Source organism: Maridesulfovibrio sp. FT414 (assembly GCF_050916235.1).
Lineage (GTDB): Bacteria > Desulfobacterota > Desulfovibrionia > Desulfovibrionales > Desulfovibrionaceae > Maridesulfovibrio.
The window spans coordinates 3,326,431-3,351,991 of sequence record NZ_CP104854.1 but is presented as its reverse complement, the minus strand read 5'-3'; the positions used below and the strand labels follow the sequence as shown (position 1 = coordinate 3,351,991).

The following is a 25,561-nucleotide window of genomic DNA, read 5'->3' as shown; positions in this document are numbered from 1 at the left end:
TGCCTCCGACGGCCATGCGGGGCTGATTTTGATGCGCTTTGCGCTTTTGGCGATCTGATTTCGCCTCCGGCAGCCAAAGGGCCCGCGGCCCTTTGGAATCCCTATTAGTTTCAGTTTATGGCTTGCAAAGAATGGCGGATGCCAACTACTTTTAAGTTCGCCCTACAGATGTTATCAACAAAAATCCCCGGCAAGGTTTCCTGCCGGGGATTTTTCATTCAGCAGTCAAGACAGATTCTATCGTTCAGTCCCGATCTTTGCACACCTTACAAAGAGAAACAGAGGTCGTGTAGAAAGCCGCTCATATACTGCGGGATCAATCCGCTCAATGTCCTTATGGGGGATTCCCTCACTGAGTCCGGTCACAACAAGACCGGTCTCCACAATCGGGGCTATCAACTGCTCAAGCGACCTGCGATAAAACGATACCTGAACCGGCCTGCCGATCACGCCCCATTCCTGTGTCAGCAATTCAGTCTCAAAATAATTGCCGGAAACGGAAGAACTGAAATCCTGCATGGGATGATGTGTGGAAAAAACGAACTGCCCGCCCCTTTTCAGCACGCGACCAATTTCCGAAAACAGCCTCCTCAGATCTTCAACATAATGGATAGCCAATGGACTGACGACCACATCAAAAGAATCATCCTCCTCATGCGGCAACCCTAAGGAAAAATCATGCTCATAACATTTCAACCGATCTCCGAAACGCTCACGCATGATTTCGAGCATCTCCACCGAAATATCAAGTGCAGTCACATCCGCACCCTGTTCCAGAAAATATCCGGAATACTCGCCGGAGCCGCACCCCAGATCCAGCACCTTCTTTCCCTTGAGGCACGGCAATAGTGCCAGCAGAGAAGGCCGCTCATAAAGGGCGTTATAAACATTGCTTTGAATCTTCTCGGCATACTCATGCGCAAAATCGGTATAAAGCTTATTGTCCATTGTCTCTCCAGATAAAACATCCTGTCGCAAAAAAAGGCTTACGTTACTTTGAACGTAAGCCTTTTCATCCACAGTATCAATTTGCAACGGATTACGATTTGCTTCACTGGCATACACATTAAATGACTATCAAGACATTTAATTAACAGGTGTTTTTAACAAACCCAACTCAATGCCAATTTGCCGTCTGCTGTGGCGAAGCCCTAACAAAAGGGTTTAAGCCGCCGGAGGCATACGAATTAAATCTGGAATTCCCCGGACTTATAGATCACAACTTCACTACCGTCCTTCAGTTTTGCGTAGACGGTCTTGTCCTGAGTGTTGACCAGATCCCAATGCAGCGCGGAAGTGTTGTAGCCGAGTTCTTCCTTGCGCTTCGCATCAAGCTCTTCCTGATCTCCGGCATAGGTGTCGGCGTAGGAAGCTCCCACGGCTACGTGGCAGTTACCGAACTCTCCGCCGTAGTTCTCGTCGTAGAGGGTGTTGGCCATGAACTTGTCAATGCGTGAGAAGCGACGGTCGGTAAGGGAAAACTCGCCGAGACGTGCAGCACCCTCATCCATGGAAAGCTGTTTTCTGACGAACTCCTCGCCTTCCTTAGCGCTGACCTCGGTAGCCTCACCGTCCTTGAAGACCAGACGGACACCTTCCACATAGTTGCCGGAACGGAATGAAGGCTGGTCCGCGTAATAAACACCGGAAGTCCCGCGCCAGTCAGGGGAAATGAACAGTTCAAAACTGGGAATATTGTGCCCGGAAACACCGATCCACTGGCGCAGCTCTCCATGCTTGACGGTCAGGTCCATATCATCGGTGACCACCCGGTAGGACACGATTCCCAGCCCGTTGAGCCAGCTTTTGACTTCTCCGGCTTTCTCGAAAACACCCCGCCAGCATGCTGCCGGATCTTCTTCGTCAAGGTAGCAGGCTTTAACGATCTGAGCAGTAAAATCTTCCATGGACAGCCCTGCGGACTCGGCAAGAGCCTTGGTGGGGTAGGAGCAGAGAGTCCAGCCCAGCTCGCCCTTCTGCTCGCGTCCTTCCATGATGTCACGCAGGAACTTGCGGGAAACCGCACACTTGCCCATGCGAGAAGGATCAACCCCGGCCAGATGAGTCAGGGAGGAAGGTGCAAGCAGCACGATGAGCCCGTTAAGGCCTTCAGTGAATTCCTTGTCGCCAGGTGTGATGAATTCAAGCTGGCTGTCGTTTCCGCTGCCGTAGAAAACCTTTTCCATTTCCGGGGTAAGAACAAGGCGCGGCACAGGGTTCATGCCCTCTTCGATGAGTCGTTTGAATACGGCTTCGGCCAGCGGCAGGGCTTCCACCTCATAACGGACCATGATCACATCGCCTTTCTGGTAAGGCTTGGTGCGGGAAGTTGTAAGTCCCCACCACAGGGCATCTACATATTTTTCAAGCTGTTCTTTTGTCAGCATGCCTACTCCTGAAGACCTTCCGGTCATTTGAATTACTGATACACAACCCTCTTAAATAAATGCTCCGCCAAAGTCATCAGCTACGGCCCTCAAAACTGCGATCTTTATTAAATGATATTTAAATTCAGAGCATAAGAAACCGTCAGCCAGAGGAAGCTTTCTTTCATTTTTAAAGCCTGCGTTCTTGACATGGACAGGGCTTCTATATATCCCAATTCCAATAGCCCTGTGTCGGGGTAGAGGCCGGGATTGTCCGGCCGGACCTTATTGTCACAAACTGCGTTGCCCCATGGCCCAGTGGACGCAGACGATCAGAGGCTGAAAAATCAATCTTTTTGGAGGGTAACACCATGAGCTACGTTATCACTATTGATACCGACAAATGCAACGGCGACGGCGAATGTGTTGATGTATGTCCTACCGAAGTTTACGAACTTCAGGACGGCAAAGCAGTTGCAGTTAACGAAGACGAATGTCTCGGCTGCGAATCCTGCATCGAAGTTTGCGAGCAGGACGCTATCACCATCGAAGAGCAGTAAAAAGTTCTTCTTTGTAGAGAAGCTTAAGGGCGGGGATCATGGTTTTACCGGATTCCCGCCTGCGCTTTAATTGACGCCTGCATTTTTGAGCAGAAAAGACCCCGCCGGAGCCAGATTTCTTTTTCGCCCCTCCACTCTCTCGCCCCAAGTCTATTCGCCCCCGGACGGCACGGTCCGGGACAATGAGACGCTTCGTGCCCATCATCCCCGGTGCGCACGGCCTAAACCGACAAGTATTTTCACGCAGACGATTGACTGCTGAACTATACGACTTAATTTATACGAGTTTACGCTTTTTTTCGCGCCAGACTCTCTGACCATATATTGCATACGGAGGTTTTACCTTGGAGTTCAAAGAAATTTTTGAAAAATATGAAGCACTTGTCGCCGAGGTGGACAAGGCTTTCAATAAAATATCCGAACAGACCGACGACGGTATCAAGTGTGGTAAAGGCTGCAGCGACTGCTGTCACGCCCTCTTCGACCTGACCCTCATCGAAGCCATCTATGTGAACCACAAGTTCAATGACAAATACCGCGGCATGGAACGCTCCGAAATCATGCATCGGGCCGATGTTGCCGACCGTCAGGTTCACAAGATCAAAAGACGTGCCTACAAGGCCAGCCAGGCTGGAACCCCCGCATCCGAAATTCTCAAAGAAGTCTCCATGGCCCGCGTGCGCTGCCCGCTGCTCAAGGACGAAAACCTCTGTGCCCTCTACGAGGCAAGACCCCTGACCTGCCGTATCTACGGAGTGCCCATGAACATCGGAGGACAGGCTCATTCCTGTCAGAAGTCCGGATTCGCACCGGGGAAGGCCTACCCGACCATCAATATGGACACTCTCCAGTCCAAGCTCATGGAACTGAGCGAAGAACTGGCCGCATCCATCAACTCCAGACTGCGTGAGCTGCCTGAAGTTCTGGTGCCTGTATCCATGGCTCTGGTTACCGACTACACCCCGGAATACCTCGGCGCAAAAACCGGAGAAGCTCCCAAACCCAAAGCCCCGGCAGCAGCCCCCTCTGAAGCCTGCACCAGCTGTGATCAGGACAAATCAGCCTGCGCCAGCTGCAACTACTCCGTCGAACTCGGCGTAATGGCCAAAGACTAGCCGTCGGTCAGCGTTAATAAGGAGACATCCAGTGGACAACCTGACCCCGGAACAGATTGAAGAACAGAAACGGTACATGTACGAGAAGCTTTCGCCGCGCCGGCGCAGGTTTGTCGACAGGATCGGCTACGAAGAGTGGGACCCGTTCCAGAAACCTTTCGATCCCATTGATCTGCGTGAGGACATTACCGGAAGAACTTCCCAGAAACTCTGTGAAGAATTCATCCGTGAAGTAAAGGCCAGCCGCAACTCCGAATACGCGCAGGCAGCTGCGGAATTCGGCGTCATGCTGGTCATGAACTTCGAGAAAGTCCGTCCCATTTTCGATTTTTGTGTATGGTACAATGAACTGCTCAACAGAGAGGGTAAGCGCCCTTAATGCCCGGCCCCGGCCAGTTCACCCGGAACAGAAACAGAACTTTTTGAAAATATACGAGGTTTTTTCCAATGCAGAAATTTGACAATATCGACGACTACATCGCCGACCTTAAGAAGAAAAAAGAAGCCAGCCCCAACTGCAGCAACACCCGCTACAACCTTGGTGTGGCCTTCCTGTCCAAAAGGGACTTCATGGAAGCCGAGCGTGAATTCCTCGCTGCCATCGACGAATCCCCCAAGATGGCTGAAGCATACGTACAGCTCGGTGGTATCGCACTGCAGCGCGGAGACCTCGACGGCTGCCTGCGCTACAACATCACCGCTACCCAGCAGCGTCCCTTCTTTGCGGTACCCTGGGGCAACATCGGCTACATCTACATGGAAAAAGGTGACACCGACAAGGCCATCAAATCCCTGAAGCGTGCCATCAAGTATGATCCCAATTTCGTACAGGCCCTCTCCACCCTCGGTGCAGCCTACTTCAGCGAAGGCGAACTCGATGACTGCATCGAAGTATGCGAAAAGGCCCTCAAGCTGGCTGATAACTTCGGCCCCGCATGGAATAACCTCGCACTCTGCTACGTTGAAAAAGAAGATTACAAAAAAGCCATTGAATGCGTAGACAAGGCAATAGAAACCGGTTTTGACGTTTCCGCCGAGTTCCTCAAGGAACTTGAACAGCACCGCTAGGAACAACCGCTCAACACGGCAGTTCCGGCCTGATGATTTCAAGGCCCGCAATATCCCACAGGATATTACGGGCCTTTCATTTGATGGGTTGCCCCCCTCTTCACTTCTGCCCACCGCCACAAAAAACTGCACAGCCAATCAACCGACACATCGGCGCATATCTGACGCATAAATACTGTATAGACAGTATCAGACGATACCCTCTTACCTTCAACTGCGAATATTATTTTTCAACCACCTGTTTTTTCAGGAAGTGATACGCTCGTAATTTATACGGTTCTGGTTTATATTTTGCTAAAACCAACCATAGCCCGCCATGTATCAGTACCGAAAACCCAATTGTTGTCGAGGTTATTAACAATGTCTCCTGACCACGAAATCTCCCGAAAACTCATTGCCCCCTGCGGACTTGACTGCTCTCGTTGCGTTGGCTGTTCAGCAGGTAATGTTGCTGAACATGCACGGATTATCGCAGATACACTCGGTGCAAATTTCCATAACTATGCCGGGAGACTGGCTTCTTTCAATCCGGCCATGAACAGCTACCCGCAGTTCCGGGAGCTTTTGGACTCTCTGTCCAATCCGTCCTGTGACGGATGCCGTTCAGAAAACCGCACCTGTCTGCCCCAGTGCAATGTTTCAGACTGCGTGAAAGAACGGAATATTGAATTTTGTTTCGAATGCGAAGAATTTCCCGGATGCGGCAGAACCGGTCTTCCAGAACCACTGCTCGCCCGCTGGGAGAAGAACAACCGGATAATGCAGAAACTCGGGGTGGACGGATACATTGAACTCCAGGCCCGGAAACCACGTTACCCCTAGGACAATTGGCGCAAATGTACGATTCCGTGACCCTGCTCAATTTCGGAGGAACAGTCTGCTTCCTCATCGCACTGCTGCACGTGGCTATAATCGTCGTCGGCCCGCGGGCCTACCGCTATTTCGGTGCAGGTGAAGACCTGAGCACACTTGCGGAGAAGAATTCCATCATCCCGACGCTGGTAACCGCATTCATAGCAAGCATCATCGCCATGTTCGGAGTCTACGCCTTTTCCGGGGCAGGTGAAATCAGCCGCATGCCCTTTCTAGGGCCCATACTGGTAATTATCGGCTCCATATTCTCACTGCGGGGACTGGCCCTGCCCGTGCAGCTTTACCAGATGGTAACCAGACCGCAAAAAGCAGAAATACGGGAAATAATCTTCTCACTGATCGCGCTTGTGACCGGTTTCTGCTTTCTTTACGGAACACACCTGAACCATGAATTCATCTTTAATATTCCGATGTAAACGACTTAACTTGAGCTTTAAACGAACCAAAAAATCAGATTATATTCATAATCCCACCAAGATAAACGCCTAAAATCAATTCAGAGAAACAACTTATCCGCAAAAGCCTGAACTGTTTTCAGTATAAAACAGCTCTACTGCATCACCTTTATCGGCAAATATTTCTCAGGCCGAGGCCGAGTATGCATCTGTTCTGACGCTCTTCGTCTCGCTATGCAAAGGCAACCTGATTACAAAACGCGAAAACTCACCCGGGGAAGAGAATACCTCCATGGTTCCGTTGTGCAGTTCGGTCACGATAAAATATGAAATGGACAATCCAAGACCGGTTCCTTTCCCGATATCCTTTGTGGTAAAGAAGGCGTTGAATATATTCTGCATGACTTCAGGCTGCATTCCCGGGCCGTTGTCTTCAATTTCGATCACCCCGTACCCGTCATCCTTGTGGAGATTCAACTTGAAGCAGGGATTTCCACTTTCATAATTCTTGTCAGCCATGGCTTCAAGACCGTTACTGAGTACATTGAACAGCACCTGCTGTATCATGCTGGCATCGCATTCAACCAGCGGCATATCAAATGTATACGCGCGCTGAACCTCCACACCTTCAAGCCCTAACTTTGATTTGTGATGACTGCTGAGCACCAGCTCATATGTTCTGTCCATCAAATCCATCAGACAGGTTGGCTCAATCGTCCGTGCGCTTTTGCGGCTGAAACTCAGCATGTTGTGAATCAGCTTGGATGTACGGAGGCTGGCCTCGGAAATGGAATCAATCATGCCCGGAATGCCACGTCTGTTCATATAGCAGTGGATATTTTCCAGCAGGAGACTGCATTCCTCGGCGATCTCATTGTTACTTTTCAAGTCCTCAAGCAGCCTTCGCCTCAGATTGCCGGCCGAAGCCACAATTCCACTCAACGGAGAGTTGATTTCATGCGCCATACCGGCAGCAAGTCCTCCGAGGGAGAGCATTTTCTCCGACTGAATTATCATTTCCTCCATCTGAAGCTTCTCAGTCACATCATCCAATTGAATTATAGTTCCTTCAAGATCAGCGGTACGCAAGGGATATACCGTAAGATCCTCTCGAAATTCCTTGCCGTTATTGACCACCAGCCGATGGCTGTCCCTGAGGACAACCCCATTCTGACCTGCCTGACCTATAAGTTTGTAATCCTTGTCCAGACGCGGAAAAACAAGGTTCAACGGCTTGTGCAGGGCATCATCCTGCGATACCCCTGTCTCCGAAGCCGCCCTTGAATTCCATAATGTGACCTTAAATTCCGAATCCACGCCGATAAGCACGGAAGGCATCGAATTGATTATACTTGAAAGGTACTGCTGCAAGCGCCGGATCTGGAGTTCGCGCCCCTTGCGCCGGCTGATATCGACCTGCGTTCCTACTACACGCCGCGCATCATCTTTTGTGGTCCGTTCCACAACCTTTCCCCTGACCAGCACCCACAGCCAATCGCCGTTTTTGGTATTGAGCCTGACTTCAATCGAAAAGGGGTAATCCCGCTCCAAATTACCACGTACAATCCGCTCGAAATTATCGGCGTCATCCGGGTGCAGCAGGGTTTTCCATACGGCATATGTATCTGGCAGCTCCGCCCGCGAATATCCCAGCATACTGTACCAGTGCGGACTGAAAAAAACTTTACCCGATGAGACATTCCAGTCCCACATCCCATCGCTTGTTGCGTCCATTGCATAGGAAAATCTGCGTTCACTTTCCGCCAGATCCTGAGTCATGACCGACTGGGCAGCAACGTAAAAGGCAAAAAGCCAGCATAATGGCTGTAACGCCCCTATATAATCTTCCAGAAAATCAAATTCAGTGCTTATACCAAGCCACTCCACAGTCAAAAACAAGTCATAAACCGAAAGGGAAAGCAGGAGCACAATAAATGCATTTACAGTCTGCCGGGAAACATTTCTGCGCACGGCGAGGAAGCAGACAACAAGTCCGCAAAGGATGCCGCCAAGCGCAATAAAATCAAGTACGACGACAAGGCTATTCACTTCCGCCCCCTCTTATGGCTGCAGTACTGCAGCACCACCAGCAAAGCAGTATGCTGCCAAGGGCATACATGGCATGCTCACAAAGGTTCAGGATGTCACCAAACACAAGCGATTCAACGACAGTAAAAGTCCAGGCAAGGAGGAAACAGCAATATGAGGCTAGAAGGAGTCCGGAGTCAGGAACCAGCCGCAGCACTGTCCTGTTCCAGAAAACAAAACCAAGAACACCTATGCCCCCGGCAAGAGTAAGAAGTTCAACCTCTTTAACAGATACTGCCTCAAACATATAATCCTCCCGACGTAACCGCAGGTAAATTTTCAAATAAATAATCACATGATTTAACTGGTTGCTTACATCTTATCATTCCGACAGCTAAATACAACTATCAAGAACGTAAATACTTGCCTTCACCCGCAAGCACTTAATAAAAGCAACTGCAACATGAAACCCGCCCTCACAGGCTCCCTGTCCGCCACTGAAATAAACGGAAAGACAAGGGCGACATCTCTCTGAGCTTAATCCCCGAAGCAATCAACCCCTTTAATTATCCCACTTATCATACCGTATTAAGTAAGTATTTTTGTCCACATTTCCACCCCCGGCGGGTACCGGTTTTATGGACAAAGGGAGCCTCTACCTGTTACCTGTATCGAATCCGAGTGCATAAAGCCGGAAAACAATCACTGAAAAAGAATCCGGCTGCTATTGTTTTTTTACATTTCTTTGATATTCTCCACTTGTACATAAAAAACCGGAGGACTAGATGTCACTCAGCGCACTTGCAGGAAAGCCGGCACCGGCAGAAATACTTGAAAACATACCCAAACTGGTATCGGCCTATTACTCGATCAAACCGGACCCGTCCGTTGACTCACAGCTCGTTTCATTCGGGACTTCCGGGCACCGCGGGTCTTCACTCGACGGATCTTTCAACGAGGACCACATACTTGCCATAGCCCAATCCATCTGCGAATACAGAAAATCCATGGGCTACACCGGTCCCCTGTATATGGGCAAAGACCCACATGCCCTTTCCGAACCGGCCCACATTTCCGCACTGGAAGTCTTCGCCGCCAACGGTGTAACAGTGCTGATCAACGATAAAGGCTACACCCCGACCCCGGCCATCTCCCACGCAATCCTGACCTACAACCGGGTCCGCAGGGATGCGTTCGCCGATGGCGTAGTCATCACTCCATCGCACAACCCTCCCCGTGACGGCGGATTCAAATACAATCCCCCCAGCGGAGGTCCGGCCGGGACATCGGTAACCAGCACCATCCAGAACAGGGCCAATGAAATACTCAAAAACGGACTCAAGGATGTTAAACGCATCCCCATGAGCCGCGCCCTAAAGGCTGACACCACCCGCGATTACGATTTCGCCACTCCGTACATCAACGACCTTGAGAACATCGTGGACATGCAGGCAATCGCGTCCGCAGGCCTTTCCATCGGTGTTGATCCCCTTGGCGGAGCAGCCATTGATTTCTGGGAGCCCATTGCTGAAAGGTACAAGCTGAACCTGAGCGTGGTGAATAAGAAGCTCGATCCCATGTACGCCTTCATGCACGTGGACAAGGACGGCAAGATCCGCATGGACTGCTCCTCCCCCTACGCCATGGCCGGACTCATAGAGCTCAAGGATAAATTCGACATTTCATTCGCCAACGACCCGGACACTGACCGCCACGGTATTGTCACCAAAAGCCGCGGGCTGATGAACCCAAACCACTACCTGTCCGTAGCCATTGAGTACCTGTTCAAGAACAGACCGCAATGGCGTCCGGATCTGGCTGTGGGCAAGACCCTTGTCTCCAGCTCCATGATCGACAGGGTGGCCAGGTCCATAGGTCATCCGCTCATGGAAGTACCGGTCGGGTTCAAATGGTTCGTTGACCCGCTCTTTGCCGGAACCTGCGGCTTCGGCGGAGAGGAAAGTGCCGGTGCCTCCTTCCTGCGCAAGGACGGAACAGTGTGGACAACTGACAAGGACGGCATCATCATGAACCTGCTGGCCGCCGAGATCACCGCCATTACCGGCAAGGACCCCGGCGAGCACTACACCGCCCTTGAAAGGGATTTCGGCAGCCCGGTCTACAAACGCATCGATACCCCGGCCACTGAAGAACAGAAGAAAGCCTTCAGCATCCTCACCCCGGACATGGTCCAGGCAAGAACTCTGGCCGGAGAAAAGATCGAAGAACGACTCACCGCCGCCCCCGGCAACGGAGAAGCAATCGGCGGCCTGAAGGTGGTCACTGAAAACGGCTGGTTTGCTGCGCGTCCCTCCGGAACTGAATCAATTTACAAGATCTACGCCGAATCCTTCAAAGGACTGGCTCACCTTGTAGCCATCCAGGAAGAAGCGGCCAAGATAGTCAACGCGGCCTTTGAGGTTGCCCTTAAGTAATCGGCCATTGACAACGGGACTGCTCCCGAACAGATACCGACTCGCAATCAAAAAACAGAAACCCACGTTCTTTCAAGTTCGTGGGTTTCAGTTTTTTTGTCTTAAATTGGAGATTGGATATTTTTTCCATCCGCCGGTCTTTTTAATCCTGCCGGGTCAGGTTATACTTGGAAGCGGGAACAAACCGTTCAAATTTTCAAATGTGGTATTGAAGATAAAATTGACTGTATTTTCAGGCACACTTAAATCGCTCGGCAGACTGAATGAACAGGAAGAAAACTTTCACCAAAGTTACTGTACTGCAAGTTCAGCGCGTATCATTTCCGATTCCGTCCTGAACCGGTCAAGGCATCCGCGTACTGCTTCCGGGTCATCGGCAAGCACGGCTTTTTCAAGCTTCATGGCAACTTCCCTTGCGTGGGGGGCGCAGATCGCCGCGCAACTGCTCTTGAGGGTATGGGCTATCCTTCTTGCAGTATCCCGGTCTTCAGATCGCCATGCAAGGTCAAAGCTTTGGATTTCCGTTTCCACGTCAGTAAGAAACATGGTGCACAGCTCGGAATAAAGGGCTGAATCTCCGTGGTACATGTCATCCGCCTTCTCGCGGTCCAGCACTGACACTCTCACTACCGGCTCGACAGGCTTTACCACCGGCGCAGGGCTGAAGTTTTTCAGTGTGTCCTGAATGATGTTCTGCAATGCCTGATACTGCACCGGCTTGGCAATATAGTCGTTCATTCCGGACTTCGTACACTTTTCCTTGATCCCGGCCATGGCATGGGCCGACATGGCGATAATGGGGATATTCCGGTTGGATTCACCGGCAATGCCCATACGGATATTGCGCGAAGCATCAAAGCCGTCCATTTCGGGCATTTCAATATCCATCAGTATCAGGTCCACGGAAATATTCGGCAGAAGACTTATGGCCTCCACCCCGTTTCCGGCAACCTCCACCGTGTGCCCCATTTTCCTGAGCAGACTGGTGGCAACCTTCACGTTGATCGGATTGTCCTCAACCAGAAGGATTCTGAAACAGCCCTGAGCATCGGCTGAGCCATTCCTGTTCTTTTCGCGGTGGTCTGAAATGACCCGTGCCGGATCTCCGGGCTGCAGGATAACTGTGAACGTGAAGACACTGCCGTATCCTTCGGAACTGCGCACACTGATTCCGCCATCCATCATTTCCACCAGCTCACGGGAAATTGCCAGCCCGAGTCCGGTTCCCCCGAATTTGCGGGTTGTAGTATCGTCAGCCTGCCGGAAACTTTCAAAAATAAGGGCCTGTTTTTCTTCGGGAATGCCAATACCGGTATCACGCACCGCCACCTGCAGCATGACCTGCCCCGAGTGACCGTTTCCATCCAGCACAGAGACCTGAACGAAAATTCCACCCTGATCGGTAAACTTGAGCGAATTGCCCACAAGGTTGTACAGAATCTGCTTGAGCCGCCCCTCATCACCACAGACAACTTCAGGAACATCGTCATCAATATCCAGGCTGAGTACCAGACGCTTGTCACGAGCCTGCTGCTCCATACTTTTCACAACGGCATACAGGGCTTCGCTTAGGCTGAAATCCTTTTTCTCCAGCTTCAGCATGCGCGCTTCAACCTTGGAAAGATCAAGAATATCGTTGATCAGGGTCATCAGCTGGGCTGCCGAGAGGCGCACTATTTCAAGGTTGTCCACCTGCTCCTGGGTGAGTTCTGAGCGCAGGGTCAGGTCGGTCATGCCGATGACCGCGTTGAGCGGAGTACGGATTTCATGACTCATGGAAGCAAGAAATCGGGACTTGAAGCGGTTGGCCTGCTCAGCGGCGTCACGGGCTTCGATGAGTTCGCGCTCCATGTTCTTACGGTCTGTTATCTCGATAAAGGAAGCAACCGCACCCCCGGATTTCCCGCGCATGGGAGTAACCTCAAGCAGATACCATGCCCCGGATGATCTGCCCCTGCGATCAAGAGAATACTCGTACGAAAACTTATCCATCTCCCCGCTGATAACCGAACGCACTCCCTCAAGCATGGCATCAGGTGATCCGGAAAGACAACCGGACGCGGAAACGGCCTCCCCGAAATCCACGCCTTCGATTTCCGCTTCACTGCAACCGGGCATGAACAGTTCCCGCCACGATTCATTGGCAGCGATGAGCTTGAGCTTCGGGTCCAAAACAGCAATCTTGGCGGCCATGGAGGCAAGAACCGAACTGAGCTGTTCTTCGCGTGAAACAAGTTTGCGGTGGGCGGAATCAAGTTGGCGGGACTGAAGCAGCGTATTCTCGTAGGTGGCCAGCAGCAGGTGAAAGACCTGACTGAAGTCGGCCTTGAGCACATGCTTTTCACCATGAAATTCAAAATCGACTTCCTGTGTAACCGGCTGTCCGCCGTGCAGGGCGCCCGGCTTCAGAACAGACATGATGCGCCCCAGCAGCAGCGCCTCATCGTAAGGCTTGGTCACAAAATTTGTCGCCCCGCTCTTGAGGCCTTTTATGATGTCACCGGGATCGGACAGACTTGTCAGCAGAATGACAGGAACGGTTTCGTAACGGGAATTCCCCCTTATCTTTTCGCAAAGCTCATACCCGTCCATACCGGGCATGATGATGTCGCTTATGACAAGATCGATTTTCTTCTTGTCCATTATTTCAAGGGCCTGCTCCGCAGTTGCAGCCAATGAAACAATAAAGCCTTTGCTGTGCAGGAAAAATTCCAGTTTAACAGCCTGCGTAAGGCTGTCCTCCACCACAAGAATATGTCTGTTCAGCACTCTTAACCTCCAGCCCCGCCGCAAACAACACTGACAATTTCCGCCCCGATACGATCCAGGGGCAGCACGGATACGGCAGCCCCGATTTTCATAGCCTCACCGGGCATACCGAAAACAATGGACGTTTCCTCGTCCTGAACAATGGTGTAACCGCCGCTTCTGCGGATTTCAAGCAGCTCGTCTGCCCCGTCGCGCCCCATACCTGTAAGAAGCACACCGATGCATCCACGGCCGAGATTGCGGGCCACAGAAGCGAACAGGGCTGAAACAGTGGGTCTTATTCCGTTAACAGGGGGGGCATCGGTCAGAACAGCAGTCATCTGGGAGGAAATCTCCATATGAAATCCTTCCGGCGCAAAATAAATAGTCCCCGGCTCAAATCTTTCCCCGGATCGGGCGATACGGATGTCATGCCCGGTATTGTCCTTGAGCCAGTTTACCATGCCTTCGATAAATCCCCCGGACATGTGCTGCACCACCAGAACAGGCACCCCTATTCCAACCGGAAGATCCTGCAGCACCCGCTTGATCGCCTGAGGGCCGCCAGTCGATGCCCCTATGCATACGACCTGCCCCTTGTCACCTTTGTATTCCACCCGCTTGACCTGCGGTTCCTCCTTCCACGAATCAGTTCTCCGGAACCGGCTTCTACGCCTGACCACCCGGACCTCGGACATCAGCCGCACGGTCATGATGATTTCGGCCATGCGCTCCTTAAAATCAGCCCCACCGAACACCGGCTTGTCATGGAATGCCAGCGCGCCGGTATCCAGAAGCCTGAACCCCAACTCGGCGTCCGATGAACTGTAGAAGGAGCTCACGATTACAATGGGTACCGGACACTGCTCCATTATCGTTCTGGTAACCGAAAAACCGTCACAATCAGGCAGGTTAACATCCATGGTAACAACATCGGGCGCAAACTTGCGGACCATGTCCAAGGCCGTAGCCCCGTCCTCGGCACAGCCGACAACTTCAAAGTCCGGCTCACGTCCGAACATTTCAGTAAAAAGCTCCCGCACCACAGCGGAATCATCAACAATCAAGACCCTAATCACATTTACCCCGTAGATACACTGACAAAAATATGAGAATCCGGTCCATCCGCATTTAACCGATCAACCTGCCGATCACGTCAAGCAGGGTTCCCTGGTCAAAACTTGACTTGATAATATATGCATCCGCCCCTGCCTCCACTCCGCGCTCCCGGTCTTCCTGAGACCCAAGCGAGGTCACCAGTACTATCGGCAGCCGTCCTCCCTGAGCCATCTTCCTTACAGAGGCGGTTAGCGTAAATCCGTCCATGTGCGGCATTTCCACATCAGAAACAAGAATATCCGGCAGTTCCTGCCGGATCATATTCAGGGCATCACGGCCGTCAACGGCAGTATGGACATTGTACCCTGCGGCCTCCAGCACATTTTTGAGCAACATGCGGGAAGTAATTGAATCCTCGGCCACCAGTACGGTTTTCCTTTCACGCACCCCGATCAGGTGGGTGAAAGCCTGACGCCTGTGCCCTGAACTGATGCCAAGGGCCGTGCGGACCATATCCGGTCCATGCAGAATAGGAGCAAGCCTTCCGCTGCCCAGCATGGATATTCCCGAAACATTGCGCACCCGTTTCAGCATAGGCCCCATGCTCTTGGCCATTACATCCTGTTCCCCAAGCAGGTCTTCCATACTGATACCGACAGTCTTGCGCCCCTTGCCCATGATCAGCACCGGGAATGACTTCTTCTCCGTATCAGCCGAACTGAGTTCCAGAATATCCGTAAGACTCACCAGCGGAATCGGACGTCCCGAATAAACAATGGTCTCGCGTCCCCCGGCAGTGGCAATATCATCCTGCCTAGCCAGCAGAACCTTGCGCACCCCGGCCTTGGGAACAACAAATACACTTCCGCCGGACTCCACAACTATTCCCCGAAACGATGTCAGGGCCACCGGGATATTCATCACCAGCCTGAAACCACGCCCATCCGGACTTGCCACAACAACACTGCCGCCAAGGGATTCAATCTTGTCCCGGACAATGGCCATTCCCAGCCCGCGTCCCGATATATCGGTGATTATGTCACTGGTTGATATGCCGGACACAAACACCAGATCCAGAATGGAACGCCGGTCCATGCGCCCGGCCTCCTCTTCGGAAAAAAGCCCCTGCACCACCGACCGTGCGCGGAGTTTATCGCAGTCCACTCCACGCCCGTCATCGGCGTAGACAATCTTGACCACATCCCTGTCCGTCTGGGTGATGGAAAAAGAAATATGTCCCATCGTCGCCTTGCCGGCCGCCGCACGTTCAGCAGGAGGCTCGATACCATGATCAACTGAGTTCCTGACCATGTGCATAAGCGGGTCATGAAGCATTTCAAGAATACGCCGGTCAATGCGGACGCTTTCCCCGGAAACGTTCAGCTCACACTGCTTTCCGTGTTCTGCTGCAAGGGTGCGCACCACCCGCGGAAACATCTCCGTCATGGAAGAAAACGGCAGGAGCATGGAATTTTTGAAGTCGCCCAGCAGGGAACCCACTTTTGACGAAAGTTCCCACTGATCCTTCTGTACATCTGACGAAAGCTGGGAAAGCCTGCGCGAAAAGGAATCAAGGCGACTGCCCATGTCCGCATAAACTGCGAGCTCTTCCTCATCGGCGGAATGCTGTTGCTGTTCATGCAGCTCCTGAAAAAACGTATGGTAGCCGGAAAAAATCTTCTCAAGGTCCAGAACCTCGCGGGCTCTCGCCCTTTGAGAATTGCGGGACGAAATAAGTTCTTCCGTGCGCAGCAGCAACCCGGTCAGAAAGGACGAGCTGATCCGTACCGAATCATTCAGGGCTGCCCGGTTTCCCGGCAGGCCTTCACTCCTGCCATTCTTCTGCACAGCCTCACCGGCAGCCCGACATGCGTCCTCAAGCCCGTGGGCCACCAGACCGGACTGAGCCGCAGCGGCTGCAGTTTCGTCAGCAACGTCCTCCGGGACCTCTTCGGTGGAACAGCACGGATCACCGCCTTCCGAGCCTGTGGCAACCGCCGCACCTCCGGCATAAGGACCTCCAGTCTTTCCGACCAGCTCCGGCGAAGCAAAGAAATCAGCACTTGCAACGGCAACCCCGTAGGAGGTCAGCTCCTGCATCTGCGAAAGGGCTACGGCAAAAGAAGGATTGGAAAGAGATGAATCGGACTCATCCTCCCGGGACATGAGTTCTTCCAGCACATCCAGCCAGCCAAGCATGGCCGCACAGACATTCTTGGGAGGCAGCAGGTTCTTATTCTTGAGTTCCGAAAAAAATGATTCAAAAACCTGACAGAATCGTTCTACAGCACCAAGGCCCACAGCACGGGCCGCACCCTTGAGACTGTGAAGTTCCCGGTAGGACGACTCGATCAGGCGGTGGGCCTCATCTTCCGGTGCGCCCTGATCAAGCTTGAGGAAATCGGAGGACAACACCCGCAGACGTTCCGTACTTTCACCCCGGAAAGCCGCAAGAAGCCTTTTCTTCAACTCTGCATCATTCATGGCCGTCCACCTTAGATATTTCCGACAAACTCGTTGATAACGAACGCACTCTCTTCCAGCAGGGACCGGCCCCGCAGCAGAATCATGCGGTCTTCGGTCACGGCTGATGCATAACGGGCAACAGCATCATGTCCTTCCGCCATGGCTTTCTGTTCGTAGTCATACACCGGAACAACATCGCTGACCTCATCAACCACGAGTGCGAATTCGTTTTCTCCGCCAGCAAGAAGCACTATTTTCGCTCTGGAACCGCTCACCGCCGCTCCTTTGCCCCAGAAACGGCAGAGGTCGATAACAGCCCAGATATGCCCGCGTACACTGACTACTCCGACCAGATAATCCGGTGTACAGGGAACCGGTACAATGTCCTCCGGTTCCAGCACCTCTTTGATGTGGACAGTTTCAATGCCGTACGAATCCCTGCCCATGGTAAACTTCACGTAGTCTGTGGCATGACTGCCATGGTGCTCCCCGGCATCGGCGACCTTGCGGGCAAGCTGCTCCGCCCGCCTGCGCAGAAGCTCCCGGTCACTTTCCCTGCGAACGAATTCAACGGCTCCGATCTCTTCCATGTTAACTTCCGGCCTCTAAAAAAGATTACGCTGCACGACCATGATCATGCCCATCAGCCCATCCACCGATGTCCCGTCAGAATGCGGGACGGTTTCCGCCCGGTCCAACGACTGCAACTCCTGCATGGCGGTGCGGTAATGTCTGGCTGCAGCGGGAATATCATAATTTTCCATGTATATGCTTCCAAGCATTACATGGGCCATTATAAATGCCGGATTAAGAAAAACCGCGTTGCGCAGCTCGGAAACAGCTTCGTCGAAACGCCCCTGCAGCATTCTTATCTGGCCCAGCAGGAAATGCGGTTCCGGAGCAACCCTGTCCAGTTCAATGGAGCGCTCGCAGCATCCGGCCGCCTCATCAAGCAGCCCGGTATCGGCCTTTATACCGGCCATGGCGAAGAGCACTGCCGCCCTGCCTGCACGGTCAAGATCCCCTTCAAGTCCCTTTCTGAGAAGGTTCATGGCTCCTGCGGCATCACCCTGCTCACGCAGTGCCACAGCAGTCGAAAGCAGATCACCGCCCCCATCCTCCGGCTGAGCTGAAACGTCTTCTGCATCTTCAGCACCGTACTCCTGCGGACTTTCCTGTACCAAACGGACTTCCACGCCCCCCCGAATTTCCGAGGGTGGGTACACGCTATCATCAGTATCCAGACCTGACAAACTTCCCTGATTTTCGAAAAATCCAGCACCGTCATGCTCATGCCCGCTTTCAATGGCATCGGATATATCCGGGGAGGGAAAAACTCCGGGTACATACTTTTCGTTTTTCCTGAAAAGCATGACCGGACCGTAGCTGACCGGTTCAAACCTGCCGCGGGTCAGGATCAGCCCGGACTCGCTGGGAGTGACCAGCAGAACTCCGTCTGGGCTGAGGCTGGACCAGATCTTATCCAGAACCCTGTCGACTCCTGAGGCTGAAAAATACATAAGTACATTACGGCAGAGGATAATATCCATCTGCGTAAGCGAAGAAGGGACCTCATCGCCCACAAGGTTGAACCTCGACAGGCTGACCATATCCCTTACGGATTTATCCAGCAGAAAATCATTACCGCCCGTTCGGCTGAAATACATATCCCGGAATGCGGTCGAATCCGACCGGAATGACCATTTGCGGTAGTGACCTTCCCGCGCTCTAACCAGAGCCCTGCTGTCAATGTCCGTGCCGAATATCTCGCTGCGAACGTTGGAGCGGCGGCAGATCATGGCCATGGTGTAAGGCTCTTCGCCTGTGGCGCAGGCCATGGACCAGATGCGCACTGCTCCGCCCATGCCGCTGCCCAGTCCGCTCTTTTTGCGCAGCACTTCGCGCTCCAGCACATCAAGGGCCTGCGGGTCACGAAAAAAATAGGTCTCGCCGATGGTCAGGCTGTTGATGAAAAGTTCAAGGTCGCGGAGGGCGGCATGAGGAGAAACAATGTAATCTAGACATTCCCCGGCACAGCTGAACCTGCCGCACTCGGAACTGAAATTTTCAACTACCCGGCGCAGGTCGCGCCAGCGGTCCTGAGCAAAATCCAGCCCGTATTTATCCCGTACCATATCGGCAAGCTGCTGGATCTTCTCATCGGAAAGGGAATCAATCATTTACGGAAATGCCCTCCGCGTCCTGCTCCTGCATCAGACGCAGTGCCTCATCCAGACGGAACTCCTGCTCCGAGCTGAGCACGGCGTCCATGTCCTGCATCAGGACCACATCCCCGCCCAAGCCGGCAATGGATTTCAGGAACAGCACTCCGGGCCATATGTCCTGCATCCCCCGGGCCTTTTCCGGAATTATCTCCACCACTGCGCCAACGCTGTCGGCAAGCACGGCCACACGACGGCCACCGCAACGGCTGAATAAAAGCCTGTCTGAAAGCCGTACGTTACGTTCCTGCAGCCCAAGCCGGGCACGCAGCCCCAGAACCGGCACAATATCACCACCGTCGCTGACCACACCAAGAACCGGCGACGGAGCCTCCGGCACAGGAGTAAGCAGCACCGCGCGCTCCACCTTATCCACCAGAACAGAGGGGATCGCCATGCTTGTGCCGTCTATATCAAAAACTACGTAGTCGTGTTTGTTCATACTACTCATGTACCGCGCCTATATTGATAACTGGAAATGATCATTTCTTATTGCCGTCCGCTTTGTCCAGAAGTTGCTGATATTTTTTCATCACCTTCACGGCATAGGCCCTCGACCTTTCCGGCAGGTTTCGCGGTGAACCGGTGTGATAGGCCCCTATGGCCTTCCAGTTGTTTCCGTATTTATCAAGACAGTAGCGCAGAATCCATGCACCGAGGCGCAGATTCTCTTCAGGCTCAAGAGCTTCCTTCACACTGAGATCAAACTTGCCGATCCAGTAGGAATTGACCTGCATGAGGCCCACGTCGAAACTTTTCCTGCGGTTCTTTTCAATTATGCTCAGGGCCTCTTCCCGCGTCTTCGGATAAATGCTGTGACCTTCAATGTTCAAGGCCCACGGGTTGTAGCCGGATTCATGGTCAGCTATGGCGTAAAGTATTTCAGGCTGCAAAGAAAATTCTTCTGCAACCTGCTTGAACAGCGGAGTAACTGGCTTGCGCTCTTCACCGGAAACCCTGACCCGCTGCTGAACCTGCTGGCGCATGCTCGGCGAAAATTCGCGCTCCCCCTCGAAAGGAATGATCATACCGAACAGCAATGTTCCGCAGATTATCAGGTATAATGAAACAATAAATCTGGCCACAGCTGAACCTTTGCCCCGGTTGAACACATCCTTCAACTTCCCCGGCCTGCCTGCTTAATAAGCCGAAGTTCTTTGTCAGGTTTTAGCCAGTCAAAAAAACAAGGCCAACCACGTCCAAATCCAACTTAATATCAACGACATTAAACTAAGGAGGCGAAATCAAATCATCAAAAGCACGTAGCGCATCAAAATCAGCCTCGCAAAGCCGCCGGACGCCTACCCTCCAACCAGTAAACTAAAATCTGGCCCGGACCTGTGCGGCTTCCTCGTGCTTTTCCTGTACTTCAAGAGCCATGGCCAGTGTTTCCCAGAACTGGTCTTTTCCGGGCTTCAGAGCCGCGCTCTGACGGGCCAGCACTTCCGCGATCTGCGGGTCTTCACCGCTTTCAAGGTAAATACGGGCCAGCATGTTCATGGCTGCGGCATCGTTGTGGTTGGCGTTAAGGGCCTGATGCAGATATTCGCGGGCCTTATTCACATCCTTGCGGGCATGGGAGATGCGCGCCAGATGACGCATGGTCAGGGAATCACCGCCTTTCAGTTCCGCTGCGCGCAGGTAGTACTTTTCGGCCTCGTCCAGTCCGAGATCCTGCTCGGCCAGCACACCGAGGCGCACAAGGGAAAATACGTTCTCCGGCTCAAGTTCCAGACATTTCTCGTAAGCTTCGCGGGCCTTGTCGCGGTTGCCGAGCATCTGGCAGGTCCAGCCGAGGTTGTAAAGGGCCATGATGTTCCTCGGCATGATGGCGAGAACTTCCTCAAACTGCTTGCGGGCCTGCTCCGGCTTGCCTACCTGGGCGTAACAGATACCAAGCGAGTTGCGGGCAAGAATGTTGTCCGAATCGGCCAGCAGTGCCAACCGGAATTCCTCGATGGCCCCGTAGATGTCGCCGTCCACGTAAAGACGGTCGGCGGAAATGTTGAGCGAGACTGAATCGAACTGGGCCACCATGGGCTTTTCGAGCATGAGTGAATGGTCGAGTCCCTTGCGGCAGTTGTCCAGAATTTCACTGCGCCGGTAGTTGAGGAACGGGAAGGATGCCACCCCGGCTGCCAGCTCTATTTCAAAATCAGCGGAACACTCGCGCACAAGGCGGAGGATCTTTTCCATAACCGCATCGGACTCCTCGTGCGGGAAGAAATAGATCAGGCTGTTCAGGCTGTAGCGGCCGCCCATGCAGGACTCGTCGAAAAATGTTTCAGCGCGCGAGGAAACCTTCTGCACCTGCGCATCGGTAAGCTTCTGGAAATTGCCCCTGTTCTCGGCCGGGTTGGAGGCCAGCCTCAGCACGGCCACGGAAAAGCGGTCCATATTCTGGCGCATGCGGCTGTAGCGACCGATGAATTCCTTGTAATTGTAAAGCCCGGTAACAATGTCGCGCTGCGGCCCGGTAGAAGCCTCGGGCCCCGACTGGGCATCGAAAAAGCTGTCCTTCTCGTTGAGCATGGTCAGCCGGTCGCCCTCGGTGACCGGCCATGCCGGGTCGCTCAGATGCAGGATTTCAGCAAAGGCGATATCCTCCTGTACCTCGATGATGACCACCTCGGCCTTGTACATGGTCGGGTAGGAGCCGGAAATACGCTCATCCTCGGTAATCCGGGCGTGCGTGCCGGACTGATAATCCGGGGACCAGACCAGAAAACGTCCGCCCTCACGGGCATCGACGCTCTGGCCGATACTCAGTGCCAGACGCTGCAGCGGCAGCACTTCCAGAACCTTGCCGCCCTTCTTGAGAATGTCGGAATAGGCAAAAACGCAGTTGCGCCCGTAATCCTTGGCAGTGGCGACGGCCTTTGCGGCCTTGCGCATGAGAACACGGGCCTGCTCCCCGGCTGAGCGCTTGAAATGCGGTCCTGAAAGGGACTGCGGATAGTTGGCATAACCTGCACTTGCACTTATCCGGATCAGATCACCGGTAACAGGATCCTCCACCGGGACGGACTCGACAAGCGCACGCAGCTCCTCGGCAAGCCGGGCACAGGCCTTGGGCCGTCCGTCAGGGATGAGGAAAGCGAACTTGTCATCGAAAACTCTTGCACAGACAACAGACTCGAAAACAGCCTTGCTGATACGGGCCGCAACATCGGCGATGATGTTATCGCCCAGTTGGTATCCGTAGCGATCATTGATGCGCTGAAAATTGTCCATATCAAGCAGCACCACGCCAACAGATCCGCTGAAGGTGGGAATACCCGGGTCCTTGCAGCCGCCGGTGGTCGGCATCATGCAGTTCTGGATCAGGTCCAGCTCTTTGACCAGCTTGGACATGAAGTAGTCACGGGTAGCCATCCCGGTCAGGGAATCGGTAATGGAGCCCTTGTAAAGCAGCATCTTCTCAAGCACGGAGGAAGCCAGTCCCTCCAGATAGGGAGCAACGGCTTCGTGGTCTTCAATCTGCACCCCGCGGGCGATGAAATAGCACATGGGTCTGCCGCGCAACTGCAAAGGAAGGTTCAGCTGCCCGTTTGCCGGATTGAATTCAAAAGTAAGCTCCGCCCTGAACTGCCCCTTTGGAGGACGCGGGAAGAAAAGGCTGTATGATTCAAAGGGAAGAAATTCCCGAATCAGGTCCTTGAGCGTGTGTTCGTAGCGGATCAGATCCTGAGGGGTCAGGCTGATGCCTTCTTTAAATAGGTTATCCTTATGCATGGATTGGGACATAACCCGCATAAGGATTCAATACAAGCAGGTAGGGACGGATATTGGAGAAATAGTCCCTCCCGGCACAAATTCCACACCGTCGATGCCAATATTCCATTTTTGTAAATTATGTACATATTTCAATTAGTAAGACTGAAACAGCGCAACCTGAACCAGAATAAAGACTCGTTAATAACAACTGCATACCCGCGTCATTTCTTGCCTCAACATAAGGACAGCGCTTTTTAGCCCCTTGCGGTCTACATTTTGCAACACCAAACGCAAAACTTCATTTGTGTACGGCAAAAAATTACACAATTGAAAAATGCTATACACAAGCGAACTTTCATACTATGAGCATGCTACATTTTTGAAAATTAATAACTCAGCTCAAAGAGAATAGACAGTTAAAGAGAGAAAGAGATGGATCCCCTACTGATCGAAAAACACTCAAACCTGCTTTTGCAGTCAATGCCGGACACTTCCGGTTGCGTTAACCGCCTTTCCCGCCTGGACAGGCAGTGGACCATGGCGACCATGACCGGCAAGATCAACTGCAACCGCATCGCCCAGACCCTTATCGACTTCATCATAAAGACTCAGGACAACTTTTCAGACCTCAAACAGAACCTCATTGAAATCCTGATCACTGAAAACACCGGTAAGGTGGTTCAGGAAATTTCCGGGGCTGCTCAGGTTGTCATCGATATACTCAAGAGAAACCTGTTCGAAAGGACTGCGGATGTAGGATTTCTGGCAACCGACGAGGAACTGATCCGTTTCCTCGCCGCACCTGAACGTTCCGCCCATGATGTTGCGGAGATCGAGGAAAGGCTGCGGGAGTATCAGGCCAAGTACACGGTGTACAACGAAATACTCGTACTTGATACCCGTGGCCGGGTCTGTGCGCACCTTGACCGGAACAACCGGATATCACGCTCCTCTGACCCGCTGATCGATAAGACCCTCAAGACCGCCGACTATGTGGAAACATTCAGGGAAAGCGATCTTGCTCCGGGAGCAGGCAAGGTGCTCATCTACTCGCAGGCAATCAAATCCCAGAAGACAGGCCAGACTCTGGGTGTGCTCTGCCTGCATTTCGATTTCGCCGGAGAGATGGCCGGCATATTCAGCAATCTCGCAAAACTATCCACAGAGACCATCCTCATGGTGCTGGACGAGAACGGCACTGCCATTGCTTCCAGCGATGAAAGGACTGCCCCCGCAGGCAGAAGATACCCAATGAACCGGAAGGTGGATTTCCAGATTGTCGGCATCAATGGAACAAGCTACATCGCCAAGACCGTTGAGACCAAGGGGTATCAGGGCTTTTTCGGGCTTCCGTGGTACGGATATGCATTGAAAAGACTGGATATAGCCTTCTCCGGCAACAGCGGGGAAGACCTTGATGCAGATTCAATCCGCGGAAAAGCCCACTTCTCCGCAAGATTGACCCACGTTGAGGATGCTTCGGAAAACGTGCTCTCCGACCTTGAACTCGTAGTGCAGAACGGCGAGATCATGGCTGCCAAGAAGTGCATCGAGCATAACATCGTCGAGCAGATGGAAGGCAGAGCCCTGCCCCACATTCTCAATGAGATCAAAAAGATCGGCGACCAGGTCCAGAGCGTGTTTCAGCACTCCACCGACGGACTGCTGAAACTGGTTACAGCGTCAAGACTGCATGAAACCCAGTTCCTTGCCGGACTGGCAATCGACATAATGGACCGCAACCTTTACGAACGCGCCAACGACTGCCGCTGGTGGGCCCTGACTCCCGACTTCAGGAAAATACTAGAGCAGCATGAAATCGACCATGTGGACCGCGACCACATGCGCAGGATTCTCGGCTACATCAACAACCTTTACACGGTTTACACCAACCTGTTCGTATATGATCGCAAGGGAAGAATACTCGCCTGCTCCAATCCTGAAGACTATGCAAAGGAAGGTAGTGCCCTCAATGCCGGTTATGTATCCCAGGCGCTGAAGATCAAGAACTCGCAGCACTACTGTGTTTCCGACTTCCTCGCCACCGAGCTGTACGCAAACGCAGGACAGTCGCGCCATACCTACATATACAATGCATCCATAACCGCCCTCGAAAACCCGTCTGACGTACTCGGCGGAATTGGAATTGTCTTCGACTCCGAGCCCCAGTTCAAGGACATGCTGAACGATGTGCTTCCCCGAGACAGCAACGGGCAGATCATGGAAGGCGCGGAAGGAATGTTCGTGGAACCGGGCGGAAAGATCATCTCGACCACCAGCCCGGACCGCAGAGTCGGCGAAAGCATCCAACTGGACAGCGACTTCAGAAACCTCAAGGAAGGCGAGTCAACCGTCAAGCTTGTTGAGGAAGACGGCAACCTTTTTGCAGTAGGCTGCGCCCATTCTGAAGGGTACCGGGAATACAAGAGGGACAAGCATTATGTGAATGATGTCCTGTGCATCTTACGGGTGAGGATTTAGAACGGGCTCACAGCTACGTGAGCTATAG

General features: G+C 52.8%; 20 protein-coding genes. 8 read left to right on the top strand and 12 right to left on the bottom strand.

Annotated features, from left to right (window positions below; translation table 11 throughout):
• Nucleotides 1-237: 237 nt before the first annotated feature.
• Nucleotides 238-948 (bottom strand): class I SAM-dependent methyltransferase, encoded by a 711-nt coding sequence (locus N7E73_RS14910; RefSeq protein ID WP_432735699.1) that lies wholly within the window; start codon nt 946-948, stop codon nt 238-240.
• A 239-nt stretch (nt 949-1,187) separates the two neighbouring features.
• Nucleotides 1,188-2,387 (bottom strand): aminopeptidase, encoded by a 1,200-nt coding sequence (locus N7E73_RS14905; protein WP_432735698.1) that lies wholly within the window; start codon nt 2,385-2,387, stop codon nt 1,188-1,190.
• Between the two features lie 350 nt (nt 2,388-2,737).
• Between N7E73_RS14905 and N7E73_RS14900 the strand changes: the two genes are divergently transcribed.
• The 6 genes from N7E73_RS14900 to N7E73_RS14875 all read left to right on the top strand — a co-directional run bounded on the left by N7E73_RS14900 (nt 2,738) and on the right by N7E73_RS14875 (nt 6,398).
• Nucleotides 2,738-2,926 (top strand): ferredoxin, encoded by a 189-nt coding sequence (locus N7E73_RS14900; protein ID WP_319780348.1) that lies wholly within the window; start codon nt 2,738-2,740, stop codon nt 2,924-2,926.
• Between the two features lie 344 nt (nt 2,927-3,270).
• Complete coding sequence (locus tag N7E73_RS14895; RefSeq protein WP_432735697.1) at nt 3,271-4,041, top strand: YkgJ family cysteine cluster protein; 771 nt, start codon at nt 3,271-3,273, stop codon at nt 4,039-4,041.
• 76 nt (nt 4,042-4,117) lie between these two features.
• A complete protein-coding gene (locus N7E73_RS14890) occupies nt 4,118-4,420 on the top strand; it encodes a hypothetical protein (protein WP_432738875.1) in 303 nt (100 codons plus the stop codon).
• Nucleotides 4,421-4,488: 68 nt separating this feature from the next.
• Nucleotides 4,489-5,109: a tetratricopeptide repeat protein gene (locus tag N7E73_RS14885; RefSeq protein ID WP_432735696.1), complete on the top strand. Its 621-nt coding sequence runs from the start codon at nt 4,489-4,491 to the stop codon at nt 5,107-5,109.
• Between the two features lie 360 nt (nt 5,110-5,469).
• Nucleotides 5,470-5,931 (top strand): DUF3795 domain-containing protein, encoded by a 462-nt coding sequence (locus N7E73_RS14880; protein WP_432735694.1) that lies wholly within the window; start codon nt 5,470-5,472, stop codon nt 5,929-5,931.
• Nucleotides 5,932-5,945: 14 nt separating this feature from the next.
• Nucleotides 5,946-6,398: a hypothetical protein gene (locus tag N7E73_RS14875; RefSeq protein WP_432735692.1), complete on the top strand. Its 453-nt coding sequence runs from the start codon at nt 5,946-5,948 to the stop codon at nt 6,396-6,398.
• A 165-nt stretch (nt 6,399-6,563) separates the two neighbouring features.
• Here the strand turns inward: N7E73_RS14875 and N7E73_RS14870 are convergent, their stop codons facing one another.
• Together N7E73_RS14870 and N7E73_RS14865 are read right to left on the bottom strand one after the other, a co-directional pair.
• The gene (locus N7E73_RS14870; RefSeq protein ID WP_432735691.1) at nt 6,564-8,426 is read right to left on the bottom strand and encodes a PAS domain-containing sensor histidine kinase; all 1,863 of its coding nucleotides are present in this window, start codon (nt 8,424-8,426) and stop codon (nt 6,564-6,566) included.
• A complete protein-coding gene (locus N7E73_RS14865; RefSeq protein ID WP_432735689.1) occupies nt 8,419-8,712 on the bottom strand; it encodes a hypothetical protein in 294 nt (97 codons plus the stop codon). Before N7E73_RS14865 ends, N7E73_RS14870 begins: the two co-directional genes overlap by 8 nt.
• A gap of 478 nt (nt 8,713-9,190) precedes the next feature.
• Here N7E73_RS14865 and pgm point away from each other — a divergent pair, with 478 nt between their 5' ends.
• Nucleotides 9,191-10,840, top strand: a complete 1,650-nt coding sequence (gene pgm / locus N7E73_RS14860) for a phosphoglucomutase (alpha-D-glucose-1,6-bisphosphate-dependent) (RefSeq protein WP_432735688.1) — start codon at nt 9,191-9,193, stop codon at nt 10,838-10,840.
• A gap of 291 nt (nt 10,841-11,131) precedes the next feature.
• Here pgm and N7E73_RS14855 read toward each other — a convergent pair whose 3' ends face one another.
• The 8 genes from N7E73_RS14855 to N7E73_RS14820 form a co-directional block, all read right to left on the bottom strand.
• The gene (locus N7E73_RS14855; protein WP_432735686.1) at nt 11,132-13,609 is read right to left on the bottom strand and encodes a response regulator; all 2,478 of its coding nucleotides are present in this window, start codon (nt 13,607-13,609) and stop codon (nt 11,132-11,134) included.
• Between the two features lie 2 nt (nt 13,610-13,611).
• Entirely contained in the window at nt 13,612-14,667 is a 1,056-nt protein-coding gene (cheB, locus tag N7E73_RS14850) for a chemotaxis-specific protein-glutamate methyltransferase CheB (RefSeq protein WP_432735685.1), read from the bottom strand.
• A 52-nt stretch (nt 14,668-14,719) separates the two neighbouring features.
• Nucleotides 14,720-17,131 carry a hybrid sensor histidine kinase/response regulator gene (locus tag N7E73_RS14845; RefSeq protein ID WP_432735683.1) on the bottom strand — a complete coding sequence of 804 codons (2,412 nt, stop codon included), beginning with the start codon at nt 17,129-17,131 and terminating at the stop codon, nt 14,720-14,722.
• Nucleotides 17,132-17,142: 11 nt separating this feature from the next.
• Nucleotides 17,143-17,703 (bottom strand): chemotaxis protein CheW, encoded by a 561-nt coding sequence (locus N7E73_RS14840; RefSeq protein WP_432735682.1) that lies wholly within the window; start codon nt 17,701-17,703, stop codon nt 17,143-17,145.
• Between the two features lie 15 nt (nt 17,704-17,718).
• Nucleotides 17,719-19,293 (bottom strand): CheR family methyltransferase, encoded by a 1,575-nt coding sequence (locus N7E73_RS14835; protein ID WP_432735681.1) that lies wholly within the window; start codon nt 19,291-19,293, stop codon nt 17,719-17,721.
• A complete protein-coding gene (locus N7E73_RS14830) occupies nt 19,286-19,786 on the bottom strand; it encodes a chemotaxis protein CheW (RefSeq protein WP_432735680.1) in 501 nt (166 codons plus the stop codon). Before N7E73_RS14830 ends, N7E73_RS14835 begins: the two co-directional genes overlap by 8 nt.
• A gap of 31 nt (nt 19,787-19,817) precedes the next feature.
• Complete coding sequence (locus N7E73_RS14825; RefSeq protein WP_432735679.1) at nt 19,818-20,420, bottom strand: lytic transglycosylase domain-containing protein; 603 nt, start codon at nt 20,418-20,420, stop codon at nt 19,818-19,820.
• A gap of 235 nt (nt 20,421-20,655) precedes the next feature.
• Nucleotides 20,656-23,070 (bottom strand): diguanylate cyclase domain-containing protein, encoded by a 2,415-nt coding sequence (locus N7E73_RS14820; RefSeq protein WP_432735678.1) that lies wholly within the window; start codon nt 23,068-23,070, stop codon nt 20,656-20,658.
• 414 nt (nt 23,071-23,484) lie between these two features.
• Here N7E73_RS14820 and N7E73_RS14815 point away from each other — a divergent pair, with 414 nt between their 5' ends.
• Nucleotides 23,485-25,533 (top strand): cache domain-containing protein, encoded by a 2,049-nt coding sequence (locus tag N7E73_RS14815; RefSeq protein WP_432735677.1) that lies wholly within the window; start codon nt 23,485-23,487, stop codon nt 25,531-25,533.
• Nucleotides 25,534-25,561 lie beyond the last annotated feature (28 nt).